General features: G+C 64.3%; 18 protein-coding genes. 11 read left to right on the forward strand and 7 right to left on the reverse strand.

Annotation, left to right across the window (positions count from 1 at the left end; all coding sequences use genetic code 11):
* The 4 genes from NVV79_RS13495 to NVV79_RS13510 all read right to left on the reverse strand — a co-directional run.
* On the reverse strand, nt 1-707 hold a 707-nt coding region (locus NVV79_RS13495), incomplete at its 3' end, for an ABC transporter ATP-binding protein (protein WP_303990718.1).
* A gap of 12 nt (nt 708-719) precedes the next feature.
* Nucleotides 720-1511, reverse strand: coding sequence for an ABC transporter permease (locus NVV79_RS13500; RefSeq protein ID WP_303990477.1), 792 nt, complete (start codon nt 1509-1511; stop codon nt 720-722).
* Nucleotides 1508-2374 (reverse strand): ABC transporter permease subunit, encoded by an 867-nt coding sequence (locus tag NVV79_RS13505; RefSeq protein WP_303990479.1) that lies wholly within the window; start codon nt 2372-2374, stop codon nt 1508-1510. The genes NVV79_RS13500 and NVV79_RS13505 overlap by 4 nt, the downstream gene beginning before the upstream one ends.
* Nucleotides 2375-2635: 261 nt before the next feature.
* The gene (locus NVV79_RS13510; protein WP_303990481.1) at nt 2636-3745 is read right to left on the reverse strand and encodes an ABC transporter substrate-binding protein; all 1110 of its coding nucleotides are present in this window, start codon (nt 3743-3745) and stop codon (nt 2636-2638) included.
* A gap of 613 nt (nt 3746-4358) precedes the next feature.
* Between NVV79_RS13510 and NVV79_RS13515 the strand changes: the two genes are divergently transcribed.
* The 8 genes from NVV79_RS13515 (at nt 4359) to NVV79_RS13550 (ending at nt 12297) form a co-directional block, all read left to right on the forward strand.
* A complete protein-coding gene (locus NVV79_RS13515; RefSeq protein WP_303990484.1) occupies nt 4359-5621 on the forward strand; it encodes an imelysin family protein in 1263 nt (420 codons plus the stop codon).
* A 181-nt stretch (nt 5622-5802) separates the two neighbouring features.
* Entirely contained in the window at nt 5803-7269 is a 1467-nt protein-coding gene (locus NVV79_RS13520) for a di-heme oxidoredictase family protein (RefSeq protein WP_303990487.1), read from the forward strand.
* Nucleotides 7269-8336 (forward strand): imelysin family protein, encoded by a 1068-nt coding sequence (locus NVV79_RS13525; RefSeq protein WP_303990490.1) that lies wholly within the window; start codon nt 7269-7271, stop codon nt 8334-8336. The genes NVV79_RS13520 and NVV79_RS13525 overlap by 1 nt, the downstream gene beginning before the upstream one ends.
* Before the next feature lie 2 nt (nt 8337-8338).
* The gene (locus tag NVV79_RS13530; RefSeq protein ID WP_303990492.1) at nt 8339-9430 is read left to right on the forward strand and encodes a DUF1513 domain-containing protein; all 1092 of its coding nucleotides are present in this window, start codon (nt 8339-8341) and stop codon (nt 9428-9430) included.
* A gap of 156 nt (nt 9431-9586) precedes the next feature.
* Entirely contained in the window at nt 9587-10486 is a 900-nt protein-coding gene (locus NVV79_RS13535; protein WP_303990495.1) for an alpha/beta fold hydrolase, read from the forward strand.
* Between the two features lie 164 nt (nt 10487-10650).
* Nucleotides 10651-11040, forward strand: a complete 390-nt coding sequence (locus tag NVV79_RS13540) for a nuclear transport factor 2 family protein (RefSeq protein WP_303990498.1) — start codon at nt 10651-10653, stop codon at nt 11038-11040.
* A 9-nt stretch (nt 11041-11049) separates the two neighbouring features.
* The gene (locus NVV79_RS13545; protein ID WP_303990501.1) at nt 11050-11337 is read left to right on the forward strand and encodes a putative quinol monooxygenase; all 288 of its coding nucleotides are present in this window, start codon (nt 11050-11052) and stop codon (nt 11335-11337) included.
* 87 nt (nt 11338-11424) lie between these two features.
* A complete protein-coding gene (locus NVV79_RS13550; protein WP_303990503.1) occupies nt 11425-12297 on the forward strand; it encodes a sugar phosphate isomerase/epimerase in 873 nt (290 codons plus the stop codon).
* Here the strand turns inward: NVV79_RS13550 and NVV79_RS13555 are convergent.
* The gene (locus NVV79_RS13555) at nt 12294-13184 is read right to left on the reverse strand and encodes a LysR family transcriptional regulator (protein ID WP_303990506.1); all 891 of its coding nucleotides are present in this window, start codon (nt 13182-13184) and stop codon (nt 12294-12296) included. The two genes, NVV79_RS13550 and NVV79_RS13555, sit on opposite strands and share 4 nt — an antisense overlap.
* Nucleotides 13185-13286: 102 nt before the next feature.
* On the opposite strand from NVV79_RS13555, the gene NVV79_RS13560 reads away from it, so the two are divergent.
* From NVV79_RS13560 to fabV, 3 genes are all read left to right on the forward strand, one after another.
* Nucleotides 13287-14168: an aldo/keto reductase gene (locus NVV79_RS13560; protein ID WP_303990509.1), complete on the forward strand. Its 882-nt coding sequence runs from the start codon at nt 13287-13289 to the stop codon at nt 14166-14168.
* 9 nt (nt 14169-14177) lie between these two features.
* Nucleotides 14178-15164, forward strand: a complete 987-nt coding sequence (locus tag NVV79_RS13565; RefSeq protein WP_303990512.1) for an aldo/keto reductase — start codon at nt 14178-14180, stop codon at nt 15162-15164.
* Nucleotides 15165-15308: 144 nt separating this feature from the next.
* Nucleotides 15309-16478, forward strand: coding sequence for an enoyl-ACP reductase FabV (gene fabV, locus NVV79_RS13570; protein WP_303990515.1), 1170 nt, complete (start codon nt 15309-15311; stop codon nt 16476-16478).
* On the opposite strand, the gene NVV79_RS13575 is transcribed toward fabV, so the two are convergent.
* Entirely contained in the window at nt 16475-17884 is a 1410-nt protein-coding gene (locus NVV79_RS13575) for an aminotransferase class V-fold PLP-dependent enzyme (RefSeq protein WP_303990518.1), read from the reverse strand. The two genes, fabV and NVV79_RS13575, sit on opposite strands and share 4 nt — an antisense overlap.
* Before the next feature lie 44 nt (nt 17885-17928).
* On the reverse strand, nt 17929-18951 hold the full coding sequence (locus tag NVV79_RS13580; RefSeq protein ID WP_303990521.1) for a substrate-binding domain-containing protein: 1023 nt from the start codon (nt 18949-18951) through the stop codon (nt 17929-17931).
* Between the last annotated feature and the right edge of the window lie 418 nt (nt 18952-19369).

Below are 19369 nucleotides of genomic sequence, written 5' to 3' on the forward strand. Positions count from 1 at the left end.
TGGCCGACGAAGGTGGCGACGAAACGGGTGGCGGGCTGGTTGTAGATTTCATGCGGCGCGCCGAGCTGTTCGATATTGCCGGCATTCATCACCACGATGCGATCGGAGATGGAGAGGGCCTCTTCCTGATCGTGGGTGACGAAGACGGTGGTGATGCCGAGGTCGAGCTGGATGGCGCGGATTTCCTCGCGGAGGGAGACGCGAATCTTGGCGTCGAGGGCGGAGAGGGGTTCATCGAGCAGCAGCATGCGGGGGCGGGGGGCGATGGCACGGGCCAGGGCGACGCGCTGCTGCTGGCCGCCACTCAGTTCATAGGGGTAGCGCTTCTCGAAGCCGGGTAGGCCGATGAGCTTGAGCATCTCGTCGGTCCGAGCGCGGCGCTCCTCGGTCGGCATGCCCGCAATCTTGAGGCCGAAGGCGATATTGTCGCCGACATTGAGATTGGGGAACAGGGCATAGGCCTGGAACACCATGCCGAGCTGGCGCTGGTTGGGCTTGAGATGGGTGATGTCCTGGCCATCGACCTCGATGCTGCCGGATGTGGGTTTTTCGAAGCCGGCGATCATGCGGAGGATGGTGGTCTTGCCGCAGCCGGAGGGGCCGAGCAGGGAAATGAACTCGCCCTTGTCGAAGGAAAAGCTCACACCCTTGACCACGGTGGTCTGGCCGAAGGTCTTGGTGAGGTTCTGGACGTCGAGGAATGCCATGGTCAATCGGCCTCAGTCAGTTCTGGCGGAGGTGCGGGGGGCGAAGCGGCTGAGCACGTTGATCATGCCCATGGCGCCCCAGGTGATGATGAAGGAGATGATGGCGAGCGCCGCCGGCTCATAGGCGCGGTTGGTGCCGATGCCGACGAGATAGGGGCCGAAGGCCGGGCGGTTGAGCAGGCTGGCTATGGTGAACTCGCCGATGACGATGGCGAAGGTCAAAAAGGCGCCGGAGAGAATGGCGACGAGGATGTTGGGCAGGATGATGCGGGAGATGATCTGGGCCTGATTGGCCCCCATGATCTGGGCGGCCTCGGTGAGGGTGGCGATATCGATGGTGCGCATGCCGTTGTCGACGGCGCGATACATGTAGGGGAGGGCCAGGGTCACGTAGGCGCCGGTGAGGAGAATGTCGGTGCCGAGCGCGCTGCCGGTGAAGGGGATGATCGAAGAGGAATTGTAGAGGCGGATATAGCCATAGACCAGCACCAGCGCCGGGATGACCAGCGGCAGCAGTGTGATGAATTCCATGAAGGGGCGCAGCCAGGGCATGCGCAGGCGGACGAAATAGACCGCCGGAACGACCACGAGCACGCCGACGACGATGGTGAACAGGCCGATGATGACGGAATAGCCGAAGCTGGACGCGAAATAGGGATCAGCAAAGACCGAGGCATAGGCATCGAAGCTGTATTCGCCGCGGCGCATGCGCAGGGAGAATTCGAAAGTGGCGAGCAGCGGCACGATGAAATAGGCGGCGCCGAGGATGAAGGTGAGCCAGGCCCAGAAGCGGTTGGTCTTCATTTCATCCACCTCTCGGCGCGGGCGGCGACGACCAGATAGATGACATTGGCCAGCGAGGTGATGACGATCATGCCCAGGGCCAGGGCGGCGCCGAGGCCAGGATTCTGCAGGGCATCGCCACGGATCTGGTTGTAGAGCAGGACCGTCACGATGTTGAGGTTGGAGCCCGTGAGGGCCCAGGCGGTGGCGATGGCGCCGAAGGCATTGGCGAAAAGCAGGCTGAGCGTGCCGAGGACTGATGGCCAGAGGATGGGGAAGCCGACATAGCGCCAGAATTGCCACTGGCTGGCGCCGAGCATCTGAGCGGCTTCGTTCCACTCCTTCTTGAGGCCGTCCACTGCCGGGGCGATGGTCAGCATCATCAGCGGAATCTGGAAATACAGATAGGTAAGGGTGAGGCCCCAGAAACTCAGCAGGTTGAAGCCCGAGCGGTAGATGTCGAGGCCGAAGACGGTGCGCAGGATGATGGTGACGAGACCCAGGCGTCCGAGCGTGGCGATGAAGGCGAAGGCCAGCGGCACGCCGGCGAAATTACTGGCGACGCCGGAAAAGGTCATGACGGCGGAGCGCAGGGGCGCGGGCAGGCGGCCCCTGATGATGGCGAGCACGATGGCGAGGCCGATCAGTGCGCCGAAGAAGGCCGAAGCACCGGAAATGCGGATGGAAATCCAGTAGGCGGCGAGAATCTGGTCGGTGAAGAGGCCGAAGATGTTGTCGAAGGTGAAATTGCCCGCGCGGTCGGTAAAGGCGGCGCCGATAATGCCGAGCGTGGGCAGGAAGAGGAACATCACCGCGAAGATGATGAAGGGGGCGACGGCAAGGGCGTCCCAGGGGATGCGGCGGGGTGATGCAGTGTCGGTCATGGTGACGTGGGATACCCCCTCCTAGCCTCCCCCTGACAGGGGGAGGAACAGATCGCGTGTTGGGCACTCGCTTGCCCAGAGCAACTGCGCGGTTCCTCCCCCTGTCAGGGGGAGGTTAGGAGAGGGGTATAGCCGCGCACATGGAGCGTGCGGAACCATACCCCCACCCTGCTCGATTTAACGGACTTAGCAAACGCTAAGTCCTATCTCGCTTCCCTCCCCACAAGGGGGAGAGTGGGCTCCGGTGGGTGGGCTATGCCCTTACTGCACGCTGGCGCCGACCGTGGTGTCCCAGCCGGTGGTGATGGTGGTCTTGTTGGCGTTCTGCTCTTCGATGCTCGGGAACACGGCCTTGGCGTAGTTCTCGGCGGCGGGGAGCTTGGCCATCAGGTCATCGGGCAGCACGCCGGCATCGGCCATGGCGCTGAAGCGGATGGGGTGGCAATAGCCGGCGAGCCAGCCGAGCTGGCCTTCGTCGGAATAGAGATATTCCATCCACAGCTTGGCAGCGTTGGGGTGTGGCGCATGGGCCGAGATGGCCTGGACATAGACGCCGGCCACGACGCCATCGGACGGCACGACGACGTCGATCGGCGGGTTGCCGTTGAGGTTGTCGCGGGCGGCCAGCAGGTTGTAGTCCCAGTTGATGGCGATGGGCGTGGTGCCCTGGGCAATGGCGGCGGCTTCGGCGTCGACGGGGACGAAATTGCCCTTGTCGTTGAGGGCCTTGAAATATTCGAGGCCCGCCTGGGCGGCGGCATCCTGCGCGGCGCCGGTGGAGAGGCCGGCGGCGAAGACCGACATGATGGCATTGTTGGCGGTGCGCGGATCACCGGCCAGGGCCACCGAATTGGCGAATTCGTCCTTGTTCAGATCGGCCCAGGAGGCCGGGTTGTCGCCCGTGATGATGTCCTTGTTGATGCCGAAGGCGAGCACGCCGTAATAGTCGCCATACCAGAAGCCGTCGGCATCCTTGGCGTCGTCGGGGATTTCGTCCCAGGTGGAGACCTTGTAGGCCTGCAGCAGGCCTTCATCCTTGGCCTGCGGGCCGAAGGCGAGGCCAATATCGAGCACGTCGGGGGCCTGCGGGCCGGTATTGCCGATATTGGCGCGGACGGCTTCGAGCTCGTCGGCGGAGCCGGCATCGGGGTTCAGTTCATTGACGGTGATGCCCGGATACTTGGCCTTGAAGCTCTCGATCACGCCACCGTAATTGCACCAGGAGTGGGGCAGGGCGATGGTGGTGAGCTGGCCTTCGGCCTTGGCGGCTTCATAAAGCGCGTCGAGATCGGCCTGGGCGAAGACGGGTGCAGAAACGGCGAGCACGGCAAGCATCGAGACGGATGCGCCGAGGGTCTTCTTGATGGACATGTTCAGTCTCCCTGAAAAGTCGTTCGTGAGCGCCCGTCTGGGGGCGATCCGGCGAACTTAGGAGGCAAGTAGTGTGGTGGTGTGACAGCGCGATGACGGCGGGCCGGCCGGCGCATGACGGCCGGGAATGCCCGCTGTTCAACCGTTTGCGCGCCATCCTCCGCCCAAGCCGCATCCTCCCAGTTGCGGATATGACAGTGCCCCTTTGTGACAGTTTAGTCCAGATGGTCAAAAATTGGAGGATGTCTCAGTCTGCTCACCCTCCCACAAGGAGCAGGGTGAGTCCGGTGGAACGGGTGAAAAGAGTGCCACAGGCACGGAGCCCCCCTTCTCCCCTTGTGGGAGAAGGTGCCCGAAGGGCGGATGAGGGGGCGCCGATGCATCCACTCGCTTTGAAGCAGGGGATAGCGCAGGACCCCTCACCCGCAATTTCCTCTGAACGAGGAAATTGCACCCTCTCCCACAAGGGGCGAGGGGTGGCTCCACTCTTGAGGCCCCTTCGTGCCATTCGACGAGAAGTACTTTAGACCCTTTCCAAACTATTGAATTCCATTTGATTTTCTAACTTGAGAGGCGTAGTCCGGTTTTGAAAAATCATCCTGGAGGGTCGGCCATGATCTCGCTCGGCAGGCGCACATTGCGCAATTTCGTCATTGCTCTCACCCTGTCGGTGGCGCCGGTCGCCGCCTATGCGCAGGCGCCCGCTGAGGCCGATGTGCTGGCGACTTATGCCGATATCGCGCTGGCCGGCTATGAGGATGCGCTGGCGACGGCGAAACTGCTGGATGCGGCGGTGGATGCACTGATCGCCGATCCGAGCGAAACGACGTTGCAGGCGGCCAAGGATGCCTGGAAGGCGGCGCGCATTCCCTATCAGCAGACCGAGGCTTTCCGCTTCGGCAACCCGATCGTCGACGAATGGGAAGGGCGGGTGAATGCCTGGCCGCTGGATGAAGGGCTGATCGACTATGTCGATGCCAGCTATGGCAGCGAGAGCGACAGCAATGCGCTCTACGTGGCCAATGTCATCGCCAATCCGAAGATCGTCATCGACGGGGTGGAGCTGGATGCGACGGAGATCACCCCTGCGCTGCTGCAGGACAGCCTGCAGGAAGCGGCGGGGGTCGAGTCCAATGTGGCGACGGGCTACCACGCCGTGGAATTCCTGCTCTGGGGACAGGATCTGAACGGGACCGGGCCGGGCGCCGGGGCGCGCGAATTTACCGATTATTCGACGGCCGAGCATGCCGATCGCCGGGCGGCCTATCTGAAGGCAGCGTCATCGCTGCTGGTGAGCGATCTCGAAGAGATGGTGGGCAACTGGACGGCTGACGGCGCGGCGCGGGCAGCGCTGCCGACGCTGGGGATTTCGGCCATTCTCACCGGTATGGGTTCGCTGAGCTTTGGTGAAGTGGCGGGCGAGCGGATGAAGCTGGGCCTGTTGCTGCACGATCCGGAGGAGGAGCATGACTGCTTCTCCGACAATACGCATGTGTCGCACCTCAACGATGCCGTGGGCGTGCAGAATGTCTATCTCGGCAAATATGTGCGGGTGGATGGTTCGGTGGTCGAGGGACCGTCGCTGTCCGACGTGATCGCGGCCAAGGATGTTGATCTCGATACCGAGATCAAGGGGCTGCTGGACGACACGATCGCCAAGATGCATGTGATGGCGGAGCGGGCCGAGGCCGGCGAGGCTTATGACCAGCAGATCGGCGAGGGCAATGAAGAAGGCAATGCCGTGGTACAGGCGGCGATCGACGGGCTGATCGCGCAGACGCGGGGCATCGAACGGGCCGTGGCGCTGCTGGAGCTGGATAATGTGACGATCGAGGACAGTGACTCGCTCAGCAATCCGGATGCGGTGTTCCAGTAGGGTTTTAGGGGGATACCCCCTCCTGGCCTCCCCCTGATAGGGGGAGGAACAGATCGAGCTTGTGGCACTATATTGCCACGAGCACTGCGCGGCTCCTCCCCCTGTCAGGGGGAGGTTGGGAGGGGGTATCCTCCGCAAGAATGGATTTCTGTTTTCGCCGGAATGACGTCGTGGATTGATCATGCAACTCCGCCTCACCCTTATCCTTGTCGCGCTGCTGGCCGGCGGGCTGGCTGTTGCGCAGGATGGGGCAGTGCGCGGTGACCTGACGGCGGAGGATCTGGCGCGGGTGCGCGCGGTGACCGCGCCGACGACTGATTTTTCGCGGGCGGAGAATTTCGAGGGCAAGCCGGCGGGGGCGGGGACGACGACATTTGCCGCCAATGCCGACTCGTTCAGCCATTTCCTCGATAATCTGAGCTTCGAGCAGGAAGAGCAGTTCAAGCTCGGCAATGCGCTGTTCCGCAAGATCTGGGTGAGTTCGCCGAGCTCGACGCAGGCGTCGGATGGGCTGGGGCCGCTGTTCAATGCGCGGGGCTGCCAGAGCTGCCATATCAAGGATGGGCGCGGGCATCCGCCCTTCGAGGGGCAGGCGGAGAATGTGTCGATGTTCCTGCGGCTGTCGGTGCCCGGCGGGGCGGGTGACCCGGTCTATGGCACGCAATTGCAGGATTTCGCCGTGCCTGGGCTGATGGCCGAGGGGCGGATGGTGATCGACTATGTCGAAGTGCCGGTGACGCTGGATGATGGCACGGTGGTGAGCCTGCGCCAGCCGAGCTATGCGGTGGCTGACCTCAGTTACGGGCCGCTGGCCGAGGATGTGATGCTGTCGCCGCGAGTGGCCAATCCGATGATCGGGCTGGGGCTGGTGGAGCAGATACCGGCCGAGGACATATTGGCGCTGGCCGATCCTGACGATGCCGATGGTGACGGGATTTCGGGGCGGGCGAACTGGGTGGTTGCGCCGGAAACCGGGACGGAAATGCTGGGGCGGTTCGGCTGGAAGGCGGGGATGGCAAGCGTGCGCAGCCAGTCGGCTTCGGCCTTTGCCGGCGATATCGGGATTTCGACGCCGCTGGTGAATCGGCCGTTTGGGGATTGCACCGAGGGGCAGGCGGCATGCCTGGCAATGCCGACCGGGGAGCAGGAGCGGCTGGGCGTGTCGGAGGCGCCGGACCCGGTGCTGGACCTGGTGACGTTCTATGCGCAGACGCTGGGTGTGCCGGAGCGGCGGGATGTGGATGAGCCGGCGGTGTTGCGGGGCAAGGCGGCCTTTTACGGGGCGGGTTGCGCGAGCTGCCACACGCCGAAATTCGTCACCAGCCGCAATGCGGAGAATCCGGCTCATCGCTTCCAACTGATCTGGCCCTATGCGGATTTCCTGCTGCATGACATGGGCGAGGGGCTGGCCGATCACCGGCCGGAAGAGCAGGCGGATGGCTTTGAATGGCGCACGCCGCCGCTCTGGGGCATCGGGCTGACCGAGACTGTATCGGGGCACACATTTTTCCTGCATGATGGGCGGGCCCGCAATCTCGTCGAGGCCATTCTTTGGCATGGCGGGGAAGCGCAGGCCGCGCGCGACGCGTTCGCGGCGATGTCCCAAACCACGCGCGACGATCTCGTCGCCTTTCTGGAATCGCTGTGATGCGGATTGTGCTTGTTGCTTTGACGCTGCTGCTGGCCGCTCCGGTCATGGCGCAGACCACCACGCCGGGACAGGTGTTGCAGGCGGCGGTGAGCCAGGCGATCCGGCCGGGCGTGCTGGAATTCACCAGCCGGGCGAGCGGGCTATCCATTGCCATGAATGCGCTGTGCCGGGCGCCGTCGGAGGGGACGCTGGCTCTCGTCAAGGGGCAGTTCCGGCAGGCGGCCCTGGCCTATGGGCGGGTGGAATTCCTGCGCATCGGGCCGCTGATGGAGGATAACAGGGCCGACCGCCTGCTGTTCTGGCCGGACCGGCGCGGCATCGGGCTGCGGCAGGTACAGGCCATCCTGGCCGAAGAGGATGCGAGCGCCACGGCGCTGGACACTTTGCGCGCCAAGAGTGTGGCGGTGCAGGGGTTCGGGGCGCTGGAATTCGTGCTCTATGGCACGGGGGCGGAGGTGCTGCCGGCGCCGGAGGGGGCGTTCCGCTGTGCCTATGGGCGGGCGGTGGCCGCCAATATCGCCGGAATTGCCAGGGAGTTGGCCAATGGCTGGTTCGCGCCATCAGGCATTGCCGACCATCTGACGGCGCCGCGGGCGGACTATGCCGATTATCGCACCGGAACCGAGGCTCTGGAGGCGCTGGTGGGGCTGGTGTCGCATGGCATGGAAGCGGTGCGCGACACGCGGATAAACCCGTTCCTGCCGACGGAAGAAAGGGCGGCGCGGCCGAAGGAGGCATTGTTCTGGCGCTCGGAACTGAGCTTCGAGATGATCGGCGCCAATATGGAGGGCATGCAGCGGCTGCTGGACCAGTCCGGCATTGCCGGCGCGGTGGATGCCGACCATAGCGGGCTGGGCGCTTCGATCGATTTCGAATTCCGCAATGCAGCGCGGGCCCTGGCGTTGGTGACGCCGCCGATGGAGCAGGCGCTGGCGGACGAGAAGCAGGTCAATGCGCTGAACTATCTGGTGATTGTGACCGGTTCGCTGCAGGCGATGGTCGGGGAGCAATTGTCGGCGGCCCTGGGGCTGTCGGTGGGCTTTTCTTCGCTGGACGGAGATTGACCATGTGGCAGCGGCGCGCATTCCTCAAGGCGGCCGGTGCAGGGTTTGCGGCGAGCCTGTTGCCGCGACAGGTGCTGGCGCTGGAGCGGAACGAGCTGGTGTTTGCCAGCGCGGTGCAGACGGCCAGCGGCGGCTATGGCGCGGTATTGCTGGGGGAGCGGGGGGACCTGATCGCCAGCATCGACCTGCCGGACCGGGGGCATGACATCACCATCAGCCGCGAGGCCGGGCGGGGCGTGGTGTTTGCGCGCCAGCCAGGGACATTCGCGCTGGTGTTCGACCCTGACGGACGCGAGGCGCCTGTGACGCTGACCAGCGTTGCGGGGCGGCATTTCTATGGGCATGGCGTGTTCTCGCCGGATGGCAGGTTGCTCTATGCCACCGAGAGCGATTTCGAGGCGGCGCAGGGCGTCATCGGCATTTATGACGCGACGGATGGCTATAAGCGGGTGGGGGAATTTCCCACCTATGGCACCGGCCCGCATGAAATGCTGCTGATGCCTGATGGCGTGACCTTCGTGGTCGCCAATGGCGGGATCGAGACGCATCCCGATTTCGGGCGTGCCGAGCTCAATATCGAAACCATGGACCCTTCGGTGGTGTTCGTGGATCGGCGCGACGGGCGGTTGGTGGGGCAATTGCGGCTGGAAGCGGGGCTACACCAGCTCTCCATCCGGCACATGGCGATCGACGGGCGCGGACGGGTGTGGTTCGGCTGCCAGTACAAGGGCGCGCCAAGCGACAGCCCGCAACTGGTGGGCTATGCGACCATGGATGGCGCGATCGAGCTGGTGGAACTGCCGGCTGGTACGCTGGCCGACCTGCGCAATTATGTGGGTTCGGTGGCGGCCTCGGGTGATGGGGGCATGGTAGCAGTGTCATCGCCGGAGGGCGACCTGCTGGTGGCCATCGATACTGAGGGGAAGCGGCCGGTGCTGGTCGACACGTTGCGCAATGGCTGCGGGCTGGCGGCCGACGATGCCGGGTTCGTGGCGACCAGTGGCAATGGCGAAATGGTCGGTATTGCCGGGGCCGAACGGGAGGCGCGCAAGTTCGACTTCCTGTTCGACAATCATATGCTGCGGGTGGGGTAGGCGGCTGCCTTCGGCATGTCCGGGGTGGCGAGTGCCCCCTGACTGCCACCAAAAATCCAAGTTCATGTCGAACCGGCAGGGGTTCGTTCGTCGTGTTTGCGAGGGTCAATGATTGACCAGCGAATGCGACGCGCGTCGCCGCCAGGGAGACACAGGATGCGCAGAAGAACTTTGCTCGCCGCAGCCGCTGCAACGCTTGCAGCGCCGGCCATGGCCCAGGCCGAAACCGGCAGTCAGGACAATACCGCCCCGACTACGCCGCAGACCGGCTATGTCGAGGTGAATGGCCTCAGCATGTATTACGAGCGCCATGGCAGCGGCGGCGTGCCGCTGGGGCTCCTGCATGGGGCGTTTGCCTCGATCCACAATTCGTTCGGCCCGCTGCTGCCGGCGCTGAGCGCTGGGCGCGAAGTCATCGGCTTTGATCTGCAGGCGCATGGCCGCACGGCCGATATCGAGCGGCCGCTACGGCTGGAAAGCCTCGCCGATGACGTGGTGGCAGCAATGGATGCGTTCGGCATCGAGCAGATCGACCTGCTGGGCTATTCGACCGGAGCGGCGATAGCGCTGCTGATCGCCGTGCAGCACCCCGAGCGCGTGCGCAAGCTGATACCGATGTCGGCCACATATCGGCTGGACGGGGTGCGGGCCGGGCTGATGGATGGCATGGGCGAAATGCAGCCTGCGATGCTGTATGGCACGCCATGGCATAGCGAATATCTGGCACTCAACCCCAGGCCGGATTTCGACGCGATGTTCTGGAAGAAGGCCGAGATGGACAAGAATATCAAGGACCTGAGCGATGAGCAGGTACAGGGGCTGACCCAGCCGGTGCTGATCATTGCTGGGGATTCGGACCTGCCGGCGCTCGACCACCTGGCGCGGTTCTTCCGCCCGGTGGGCGGGGACGTGTTTGGCGATACGCCGGCCGGCTTGCCGCGCTCTCAACTGGCGATCCTGCCGGGCGCCTCGCATATCACGACACCATACCAGGCCGAGGTGCTCGGGGTGATGGTCCCGGCCTTCCTGGACAAGGAAGCGGCACCGGCGGCTTGATTGCGGCGAAGCGGGGACCTTCGTTTTTCTCCATTGCAAACAGGGATTCCCGCTTTCGCGGGAGTGACATCGGGGTGCGGGGAGGCTGGTTTTCTCATGGCTTGACTCTGGTAGACAGATCTGTATGTTATATAGACAGACCTGTCTACCTAGAGGAGAAGATCATGCAGGTGAATGACACGACTGAAATCATGCGCCGCTATAATCAGGCGTTTCTCGAACATGATCCCGCGATCCTCGAAGAGGTGATCGGGCCGGATTGCGTGATGGAGTCGATCCAGCCGGCGCCCGATGGCACGCGATATGAAGGCCATGACGCGTGCCTCGCCTTCTGGGCGGCGATCATCGCGGACCCCGTGGCCTATTTCGATGTCGAGGACACGATGGTGGCGGGGGACCGTGCCGTGATCCGCTGGCGGTTCAATTTCGGCGATGGTGGCTCGGTGCGCGGGGTCAACCTGATGCGGGTTCGCGACGGCAGGATCGTCGAAGCACTGGGCTATGCGAAATCACCGGGCCAGGCGGCGCCGCTGCCTGATGTGGCCACGTCATAGGAGGAGACCATGATCATCATTGCGGGCTACTCACGCTACAAGGACGCTATCGAGCGCGACGCGGCGGTGGCGGCGTTTGCGGACATGGTGGGAAGGGCACGGCAGGCCGATGGCTGCATCGACATGGCGATCAGCGCCGACGCACTCGATCCGGAACGCTCTAACATTCTCGAATGCTGGCGCGATGAGCCGGCATGGAAGGCCTGGCGCAAGATAGCCAAAGCGCCGGGACTGAAGGTGCGAGCCACGGAAAACCAGGTGAATCTCTACCGGAGCGACGGGGCCGAGAGGCTGTGAAAAATGGTCTTCACCGGCGGGTCGACATGGCGGTGAAGACGGCCAATTGTATGGAGGCGCCGGAATCGGGGCGTGAGGAGATTGCGAATGACGTTCCGGCTCGGCGGCTATGGCATCGACTATCAGGGTGACCCCGACGCCTATGTGCGGGCGCATGTGGCTTTCGGCTACAATGCCGCCTACATGCCCAATATCAGCCTCGACAACCGGGCGGAGATTGCCGGGCTCATCAAGGCCATGGCGGATGCCGATGTGGTCATCGCCGAGGGTGGCGCCTGGAAGAATCTCATCGCGCATGACGAAACGGTGCGGCAGGCCAATCTCGATTATGCCGTGCATCAACTGGCGCTGGCCGATGAACTGGGCGCGCGGGCCTGCGTGGCCTTTCACGGCACGGTCGGCCATGCGGGCGATCCATGGCAGTTGAGCGACAATTACGATTACGGGCCGCATCCGGACAATCAGAGCGAGGCGGGATTTCAGCGCGCGGTGGATACGGCGCGCTATGTCATCGACGCGGTGAAGCCGAAGCGGGCCAAGTTCTCGCTGGAAATGGTGCCGTGGCTGGTGACCGACACGCCGGAAAACTATCTCAAGCTGCTCAAGGCAATCGACCGGCCGCAATTCGGCGCCCATATCGATGCGGTCAACATGGTGATCACGCCGCGGTTCTATTTCAACAGTGGGCGCATGATCCGCGAGGCCTTTGCGCTGCTCGGGCCGTGGGTGGTCTCGTGCCATGCCAAGGATATCGTGCTGCAGGGTGGGCCAGGGACGATCTCGTTCCATCTCGACGAAGTGCCGCCCGGGGAGGGCAATCTCGATTACGCCGCCTATGTCACCGAGATTGCCCGGCTGGGGCGCGAGGTGCCGCTGATGCTCGAGCATTTCGACGTGCCGGGCTACCGGCGCGGGCTGGCGCATATCAAGAGCGTGCTGCGGGATACCGGGGTGGTCTAGGCGCGGTAGCGCAGGGCGTCGAGCAGGGCGGTGAAGGCCGGGGAGGACTGGCGGCGGCTGGGATAATAGAGGTGGTAGCCGGTAAACAGCGGGCAGAATTCGGCCAGGGTTTCGACCAGTTCGCCGCTGTCCAGATAGGGCCGGGCCATGTCCTCGGGCACGCAGCCCAGGCCGTGGCCGGCCAGGGCGGCGGTGAGGATGGGGCGGGTGCTGTTGAAGGTGAGCTGGCCATCGACCCGGACATTGAGGCGCTGGCCGTCCTTGTCGAATTCCCAGGCATAGTGGCCGCCGGAGCTGGTGAGGCGCAGGTTGATACAATTATGCGCCGGCAGGTCCTGCGGGATGCGGGGCGCCGGATGGGTGGCGAAATAGGCCGGTGAGGCGACGACGGCCATGCGCCAGTCGGGACCGATACGGACGGCGATCATGTCACGGGCGACCAGTTCGCCGAGGCGGATGCCGGCATCGAAGCGGCCGGCGACGATGTCGGTGAGGGCGTTTTCGAGGCTGACTTCGACCCTGATATCGGGGAAATCGCGCAGGAAGCCATCGAGTCGGGGCCAGAGCACGGTGCGGAAGGCGTGTTCGGCGGCGTTGAGGCGGATGGTGCCGGCCGGCTTGTCGCGCAGCTCGGTGAGGGCTTCGAGCTCGGCCGCCACTTCGTCGAAGCGCGGGGCGACCGAGAGCAGCAGACGCTCGCCGGCCTCGGTGGGCGCGACGCTGCGAGTGCTGCGGGCGAGGAGGCGGATGTCCAGGCGTTCCTCGAGCTTGCTGATGGTGCGGCTGAGGGCGGATTGGGAAACGCCCAGGCGGGCCGCGGCCCGGGTGAAGCTGCGATCCCGCGCGACGGCGATGAAGGCGAGCAGGTCGCTGATGTTGTCGCGCATGGATTATTGCTTCCTGTGCATAAGCTCATGTCAATTCTGCCGTCTAATCATAAGCGGGAAGGCGCTTTAGGTTAAGGGCACGATTGCACAAGGAGACTGCCCGTGGCCGTGCCGAACCTTACTCTCAACAATGGGGTGGAGATGCCGGCCCTGGGGCTGGGCGTGTTCCAGACGCCGCCCGAGGCCACGACCGAGGCGGTGCAGGAAGCGCTGAAGCGGGGCTATCGCCATATCGATACCGCTGCCGGCTATGGCAATGAGCGCGAGGTGGGCGAAGGCATTCGCCGCTCGGGCATTGCGCGGGGCGAGATCTTCATCGAGACGAAAATCTGGATCAGCGACTATGGCTATGACGCCACGCTGCATGCCTTCGACAAGAGCACGCGCAAGCTGGGCGTGGAGCAGCTCGACCTGTTGCTGCTGCACCAGCCGCTGCCATCGGCATTCGAGCGGACGCTGGGGGCGTATCGGGCGCTGGAGACGCTGCTGGCGGACGGCAAAGTGCGGGCCATCGGGATCAGCAATTTCATGCCCGAGCATATCGAGCGCTTCCTGCCAGAGGTGGCGGTCACGCCGGCTGTCAACCAGATCGAGGTTCACCCCTATTTCCAGCAGAAGGCGTTGCAGCGATTGAATGCGCAGCATGGTATCCTGACCCAGGCGTGGTCGCCGATCGGAGGGATCACCTTCTACAGGGGCAATGGCAGGAGCACGCTGGAAGATCCTGTGCTGCTCGACATCGCGCGGGCGCATGGGAAATCGGCGGCGCAGGTGATGCTGCGCTGGCATCTGCAGGAGGGGCGCTCGGTGATCCCGAAATCGGTCAGGGCCGAGCGTATCGCCGAGAATTTCGACGTGTTCGACTTCGCTCTGACCGACGAGCAGGTGGCCGCGATCGATGCGCTCGATACCGGGGTTCGCAGCGGGCCGGAGCCCGACAGCATCACCCTCGAGACCTATGGCAAGACGATTCCCGAAGCGTGAGGACACAGCATGGAAAAGCGTAAACTTGGTAATGGCGGGCTGGAGGTTTCAGCCATCGGGCTGGGCTGCATGGGGATCAGCCAGTCCTATGGACTGCCGATGGAGAACAAGGACGCGGTGGCACTGATCCGGGCGGCATTCGAGCGGGGTGTGACCTTTTTCGATACGGCCGAGGTCTATGGCCCGTTCAAGAATGAGGAAGTGGTCGGGGAGGCATTGGTGCCGATCCGCGACGAGGTGGTGCTGGCGACCAAGTTCGGCATCGATATCGGCGCGACGAGTGGTTTTGGCGTCAACAGCCGGCCCGAGCATATTCGCGCGGTGGCCGAGGCCTCGCTGAAGCGGCTGCGGACCGACCATATCGACCTGTTCTACCAGCACCGGGTGGACCCCAATGTGCCGATGGAAGACGTGGCCGGGACGGTCAAGGACCTGATCGCCGAAGGCAAGGTCGGCCATTTCGGGCTGTCGGAAGCGGGGGTGGCCAATATCAGGCGGGCGCATGCGGTGCAGCCGGTGGCGGCGTTGCAGAGCGAATATTCGCTGTGGTGGCGTGAACCGGAAGACGAAATTATACCCGTGCTGGAAGAGCTGGGCATCGGCTTCGTGCCGTTCAGCCCGCTGGGCAAGGGGTTCCTCACCGGCGCGATCGACCAGTCGACGACGTTCGTGGCCAGCGATTTCCGCAATACCGTGCCGCGCTTCGCGCCGGAGGCGCGCGCGGCGAACCAGGCCATGGTGGATGCGATCGTGGCGATTGCCGCGGCCAGGCAGGTGACGCCGGCCCAGGTGGCGCTGGCGTGGCTGCTGGCGCAGAAGCCGTGGATCGTGCCGATTCCGGGCACGACCAAGCTGCATCGCGTCGAGGAGAATATCGCGGCGGCCGGCGTCGTGCTGACAGCGGAAGACCTGGGCAATATCGAGGCGGCGACTGCCGGTATCGATGTGCAGGGGGAACGCTATTCCCCGCAGCACGCGGCGCGGATCGACCGCTGAAATCCGGCACTGCGCGGGTGAAAACTCCGCGCAGTGCCTGTTGGCATTGCTTTTGATCCCTCGCATTTGGTGGCGCGCCGCATTAAAAGGCGGACTAATTGACCCTTCGGGGCGGACACCGACGCTGAGTGGAGCTGAAAGCGAATGATCATCGAACCCAAAATCCGCGGCTTCATCTGCACCACGGCGCATCCGACGGGCTGTGCCGCCAATGTGCAGCGGCAGATCGACCATGTCGTGGTGAAGGGGCCGGTGGAATCGGGGCGCAAGCGCGTGCTGGTGCTGGGTTGTTCGACAGGCTACGGGCTGGCCTCGCGCATCGTCACGACGTTTGGCGCCGGGGCCGATACGGTCGGTGTGTCGTTCGAAAAGGAACCGACCGAGATCAAGACCGCTTCGGCCGGCTGGTACAATAACCGAGCCTTCGAGAAGCGCGCCCGGGCGGCCGGCCGCATTGCGGTGACGGTCGAGGGGGATGCTTTTTCCGACGCGATCAAGGCCGAGACGGTGGGGCAGATTCGCGAGCATCTGGGGCAGGTGGACCTGGTGGTCTATAGCCTGGCCTCGCCTGTGCGTACCGACCCCAAGACTGGCGAAGTCTATCGCTCGGCGATCAAGCCGATGAATGCGGCGGTGAAGTCCAAGACGCTCAATACCGGCACGGGCGAAGTGTCCGAGGTGGAAATCCAGCCGGCAATGGCGGAAGAGGCCGAGGCCACCGTCAAGGTGATGGGCGGCGAGGACTGGGAGCTGTGGATCGCGGCGCTGGCGGAAGCGGGCGTGCTGGCGGACGGGTTCACGACGCTGAACTACACCTATCTCGGCAGTGAGCTGACCTGGCCGATCTACCACAAGGGTACACTGGGCAGCGCCAAGGCGGATCTCGACCGGGCGGCCGGCGCCATCCGCGCACAATTCGGCGATGCGAGCGCCTATGTCGTGGCGCTCAAGGCCGTGGTGACGCAGGCCAGTTCGGCCATTCCCGTCGTGCCGCTCTATGGCACGATGCTGCTGCAGGTGATGGACGATATGGGGCTGGGCGAGGGCTGCATCGAGCAGATCGACCGGCTGTTCCGCGTCAAGCTGCAGGCGCCGGTGGCGCTGGACGAGGCGCATCGCCTGCGGGTGGATGACTGGGAGCTGTCCAAGGCGGTGCAGGACGAGATGACACGGCGCTGGCCGCTGCTGTCCACCGAAACGCTGGGCAATTTGGCAGACCTGGAGAAGTACCGGGCCGAATTCCTGCGGCTGTTCGGCTTCGGGCTGAGCGGGGTGGATTATGGCGCGGACGTGGACCCGCGCGATATCGGCTAGGGCTGTTCGCGGACCTGGCGCCAGGCGGCGATGATGGCGTCGGCGGAGCGGTCGATATCGGCTTCGGTGGTTTCCACCGAGGTGACCGAGATGCGCATGACCCAATCGCCGCGCCAGGAGGCGCCGGCGAGGTAGCAGGTGCCGCCCTCGACGGTACGGGCGATGACGGCCTCGGTCTGGGCTTTGCGGGCTGCGCTGTCGCCGGAGCCGAAACTGACGATGAGCTGGTTGATAACAGGTTCGGCGATGACCTTTATGCCCGGCTCGGCGGTCAGGCGGGTGGCGAAAAGCCGGGCGAGGCGACAATGGCGCTCGATCAGCTCGGCCATGCCCTGGCGGCCGAAAGCGCGCAGCAGCGCATAGACCGGAATGCCGCGGGCGCGGCGGGAGAGTTCGGGAACATAGTTGGAGGGAACGCGGTCACCCTGTGCGATGGCGGGGAGGTAGCTGGCCCATTGCGACATGGCGCCGAGCAGGATGTTCTTGTCTCGAACGATGGCGAAGCCGCAATCATAGGGGGCCTGCAGCCATTTGTGGCCGTCGGTGACCCAACTGTCGCAGAGTTCGATGCCTGTTGTCAGCGCCTTATGGGACGGGGTGGCGCGGGCCCAGAGGCCGAAGGCGCCGTCGACATGGATCCAGGCATCGTGCGCCTTGCCGATGGCGACGATGTCGGCGAAGGGGTCGAAGGCGCCGGTATTGATCTGGCCGGCCTGGGCGATGACGATTTTGGGGCCGGTGAGGCCCGAGATCGCAGCTTCGAGGGCGGCGGGACGCATGCGGCCCAACTCATCGGTCTCGATGGTGATGACGCGCTTGCGGCCGAAGCCGATCAGTTGCAGGGACGAATAGAGCGAGGAATGGGCGTCGGCGCCGATCAGGACATGGACCGGCGGCGCGCCGAACAGGCCATCTTCGTCGGGGTCCCAGCCAGCGGCACGCAGGGTGCCGGTGCGGGCGGCGGCGAGGCAGGTGCCATTGGCGACCGTCGCGCCGGTGGTAAAGCCGATCCCGCTGTCGCGGGGCAGGTCGAGCATGTCGAGCAGCCAGGTTTCGGCCACTTCCTCGATGGCCGCCGCGGCTGGCGAGGTGGACTGGTAGCCGGCATTCTGGCCCCAGGCGCTGACCAGCAGATCGGCCGCCACGCCGACGGGGTGGGAGGCGCCCATGACCCAGGCGAAGAAACGCGGGCCGGTCGTGGGCATCAGTCCGGGTTCGGCCAGGGTGGCCAATTCGTCGAGGATGGCGGCAGGGTCGGAGCCGGCTTCCGGCAGTGGCGCGGCAAAGCGTTCGCGCATGGCATGGTAGTCGAGCAGCGGCCGGGCGGGCGCGCCGTCCAGACCCGATCTGTAGCGGGTGGCGCTGGCGACGGCGCGTGTGAGCAGATGCTCGATATCGAGACTCATTGAACCCTCCCGGCTGGTGCCGGGTCTATAGCCGATTTGTCCGTTCAGCGGGTATCGAGAAGCGGCCCGGAGCTTTCGCGCAGGACCAGTTCGACGGGCCAGAGCTCGTGAATATCGGCCGGAGGCTTGCCGGCGAGCAATTGCAGGATGAGTTCGCCGATGCGCATGCCGGCCTGCCGGATCGAGGAGCGGGTGGTGGACATGGACGGATACATGTTGTCGGCATTGAGATAGGGGAAGACGTCGTCATGGGCGATCATGGAGACGTCGCGGCCCAGTTCCAGGCCGGCCTGGCGGATGGCGCGGAAGACGCCTAAAGCGGTCATCATCGAGCCGGCCAGGAAGGCAGTGGGGCGGGGGCGCATTTCGAGCATGGCCTGGGCCAGGCGGAAGGCGACTTCGTCGGTAAAGACCGAATTGCCCATCAATGCCGGATCGAAAGGCACGCCGCGCGCCGAGAGGGCGGCGAGATAGCCGATCTCGCGATGTTCGGCAAAGGTGCGGCCCTTGAGTCCGTTGAGTAGCACGATGCGGCGATGGCCGAGATCGAGCAGATGGCTGGTGGCGCGCTCGACGGCGCCGGTATTGTCGATATCGAGCCAGGCGACGGGTTTGTCGATATTGGTGCGGCCATGCAGCACGAAGGGTATCTTGAGGTCGAGCAGCATTTCGGCCCGTTCATCCCGCAAGGTGGGGGAGTGGAGCACGATGGCATCGACCTTCTGGCTGGCGGCGATGCGGCGATAGGCGGCCACTTCCTCGGCATAGGAATCGACCGTGGTGACGATGATGTCGATTTCCTCGGTACCCATGCGACCGCTCATGCCGGCGAGGAATTCGCTCATGTGCGGACCCAGTTCCTCGGCGCCGCGCAGCACGAGGCCGACCGCGCCGGAGCGGCCGGTGGCGAGGCGCAAAGCACTGGCATTGGGGCGATAGCCCAGGCGTGCCGCCGTTTCGGCCACGCGCCGGCGGGTCGCCTCGTTGACCTCTGGATAGCCATTGAGCGCGCGGCTGACAGTGGTTTGCGACAGGCCGAGATGCTCGGCCAGATCCTTCAGTCTCATGGCTGCAACTGGCCCCACGGCACGACATGACCAACGCTTATGGGCGTGCGCCACAAGGGCGCATACCCGGTCCCGCTTGCCTTTAGGGCACACAGGCCGCCTTGAACAGCGGTTCCTGCTTCCTCCTCCGCGGGTTATTCAAAGCGATTTCAAATTTTGATGCAAGAGCCGAAATCAGCGGCAATTTTCTGAGGTGCGTACCTCAGTCGGAATGGTGACATTGTTTACGAATGTCGCGACGGCGCTTCGGTAAGTCATTGTGGTGTAATGGATAAATGATCTGGTGCGGCAAATTCGTTAAAATTGCCGCGACGAGGCGCTTGACAGAAATAGCCCGCTCTGGTTCCTTTTCATTCAAAGCGCTTTGGGAATGGAGGCGGAACAGCCGCCGAAACCAGCGCTTTTGTGGGGAGGAGAA

It is taken from the genome of Devosia ginsengisoli (assembly GCF_024707105.1).
In the GTDB taxonomy this organism is placed as follows: Bacteria; Pseudomonadota; Alphaproteobacteria; order Rhizobiales; family Devosiaceae; genus Devosia; species Devosia ginsengisoli_A.

Excerpts from the sequence above, each read along its gene's own strand:
- NVV79_RS13565 (WP_303990512.1), top strand. The coding sequence starts at position 14,178 with ATGGAAAAGCGTAAACTTGGTAATGGCGGGCTGGAGGTTTCAGCCATC.
- NVV79_RS13525 (WP_303990490.1), top strand. The coding sequence starts at position 7,269 with ATGCGGATTGTGCTTGTTGCTTTGACGCTGCTGCTGGCCGCTCCGGTC.
- NVV79_RS13500 (WP_303990477.1), bottom strand. The coding sequence starts at position 1,511 with ATGAAGACCAACCGCTTCTGGGCCTGGCTCACCTTCATCCTCGGCGCC.
- NVV79_RS13535 (WP_303990495.1), top strand. The coding sequence starts at position 9,587 with ATGCGCAGAAGAACTTTGCTCGCCGCAGCCGCTGCAACGCTTGCAGCG.
- NVV79_RS13580 (WP_303990521.1), bottom strand. The coding sequence starts at position 18,951 with ATGAGACTGAAGGATCTGGCCGAGCATCTCGGCCTGTCGCAAACCACT.
- NVV79_RS13540 (WP_303990498.1), top strand. The coding sequence starts at position 10,651 with ATGCAGGTGAATGACACGACTGAAATCATGCGCCGCTATAATCAGGCG.
- NVV79_RS13520 (WP_303990487.1), top strand. The coding sequence starts at position 5,803 with ATGCAACTCCGCCTCACCCTTATCCTTGTCGCGCTGCTGGCCGGCGGG.
- NVV79_RS13575 (WP_303990518.1), bottom strand. The coding sequence starts at position 17,884 with ATGAGTCTCGATATCGAGCATCTGCTCACACGCGCCGTCGCCAGCGCC.
- NVV79_RS13515 (WP_303990484.1), top strand. The coding sequence starts at position 4,359 with ATGATCTCGCTCGGCAGGCGCACATTGCGCAATTTCGTCATTGCTCTC.
- NVV79_RS13530 (WP_303990492.1), top strand. The coding sequence starts at position 8,339 with ATGTGGCAGCGGCGCGCATTCCTCAAGGCGGCCGGTGCAGGGTTTGCG.
- fabV (WP_303990515.1), top strand. The coding sequence starts at position 15,309 with ATGATCATCGAACCCAAAATCCGCGGCTTCATCTGCACCACGGCGCAT.
- NVV79_RS13550 (WP_303990503.1), top strand. The coding sequence starts at position 11,425 with ATGACGTTCCGGCTCGGCGGCTATGGCATCGACTATCAGGGTGACCCC.
- NVV79_RS13545 (WP_303990501.1), top strand. The coding sequence starts at position 11,050 with ATGATCATCATTGCGGGCTACTCACGCTACAAGGACGCTATCGAGCGC.
- NVV79_RS13510 (WP_303990481.1), bottom strand. The coding sequence starts at position 3,745 with ATGTCCATCAAGAAGACCCTCGGCGCATCCGTCTCGATGCTTGCCGTG.
- NVV79_RS13505 (WP_303990479.1), bottom strand. The coding sequence starts at position 2,374 with ATGACCGACACTGCATCACCCCGCCGCATCCCCTGGGACGCCCTTGCC.
- NVV79_RS13555 (WP_303990506.1), bottom strand. The coding sequence starts at position 13,184 with ATGCGCGACAACATCAGCGACCTGCTCGCCTTCATCGCCGTCGCGCGG.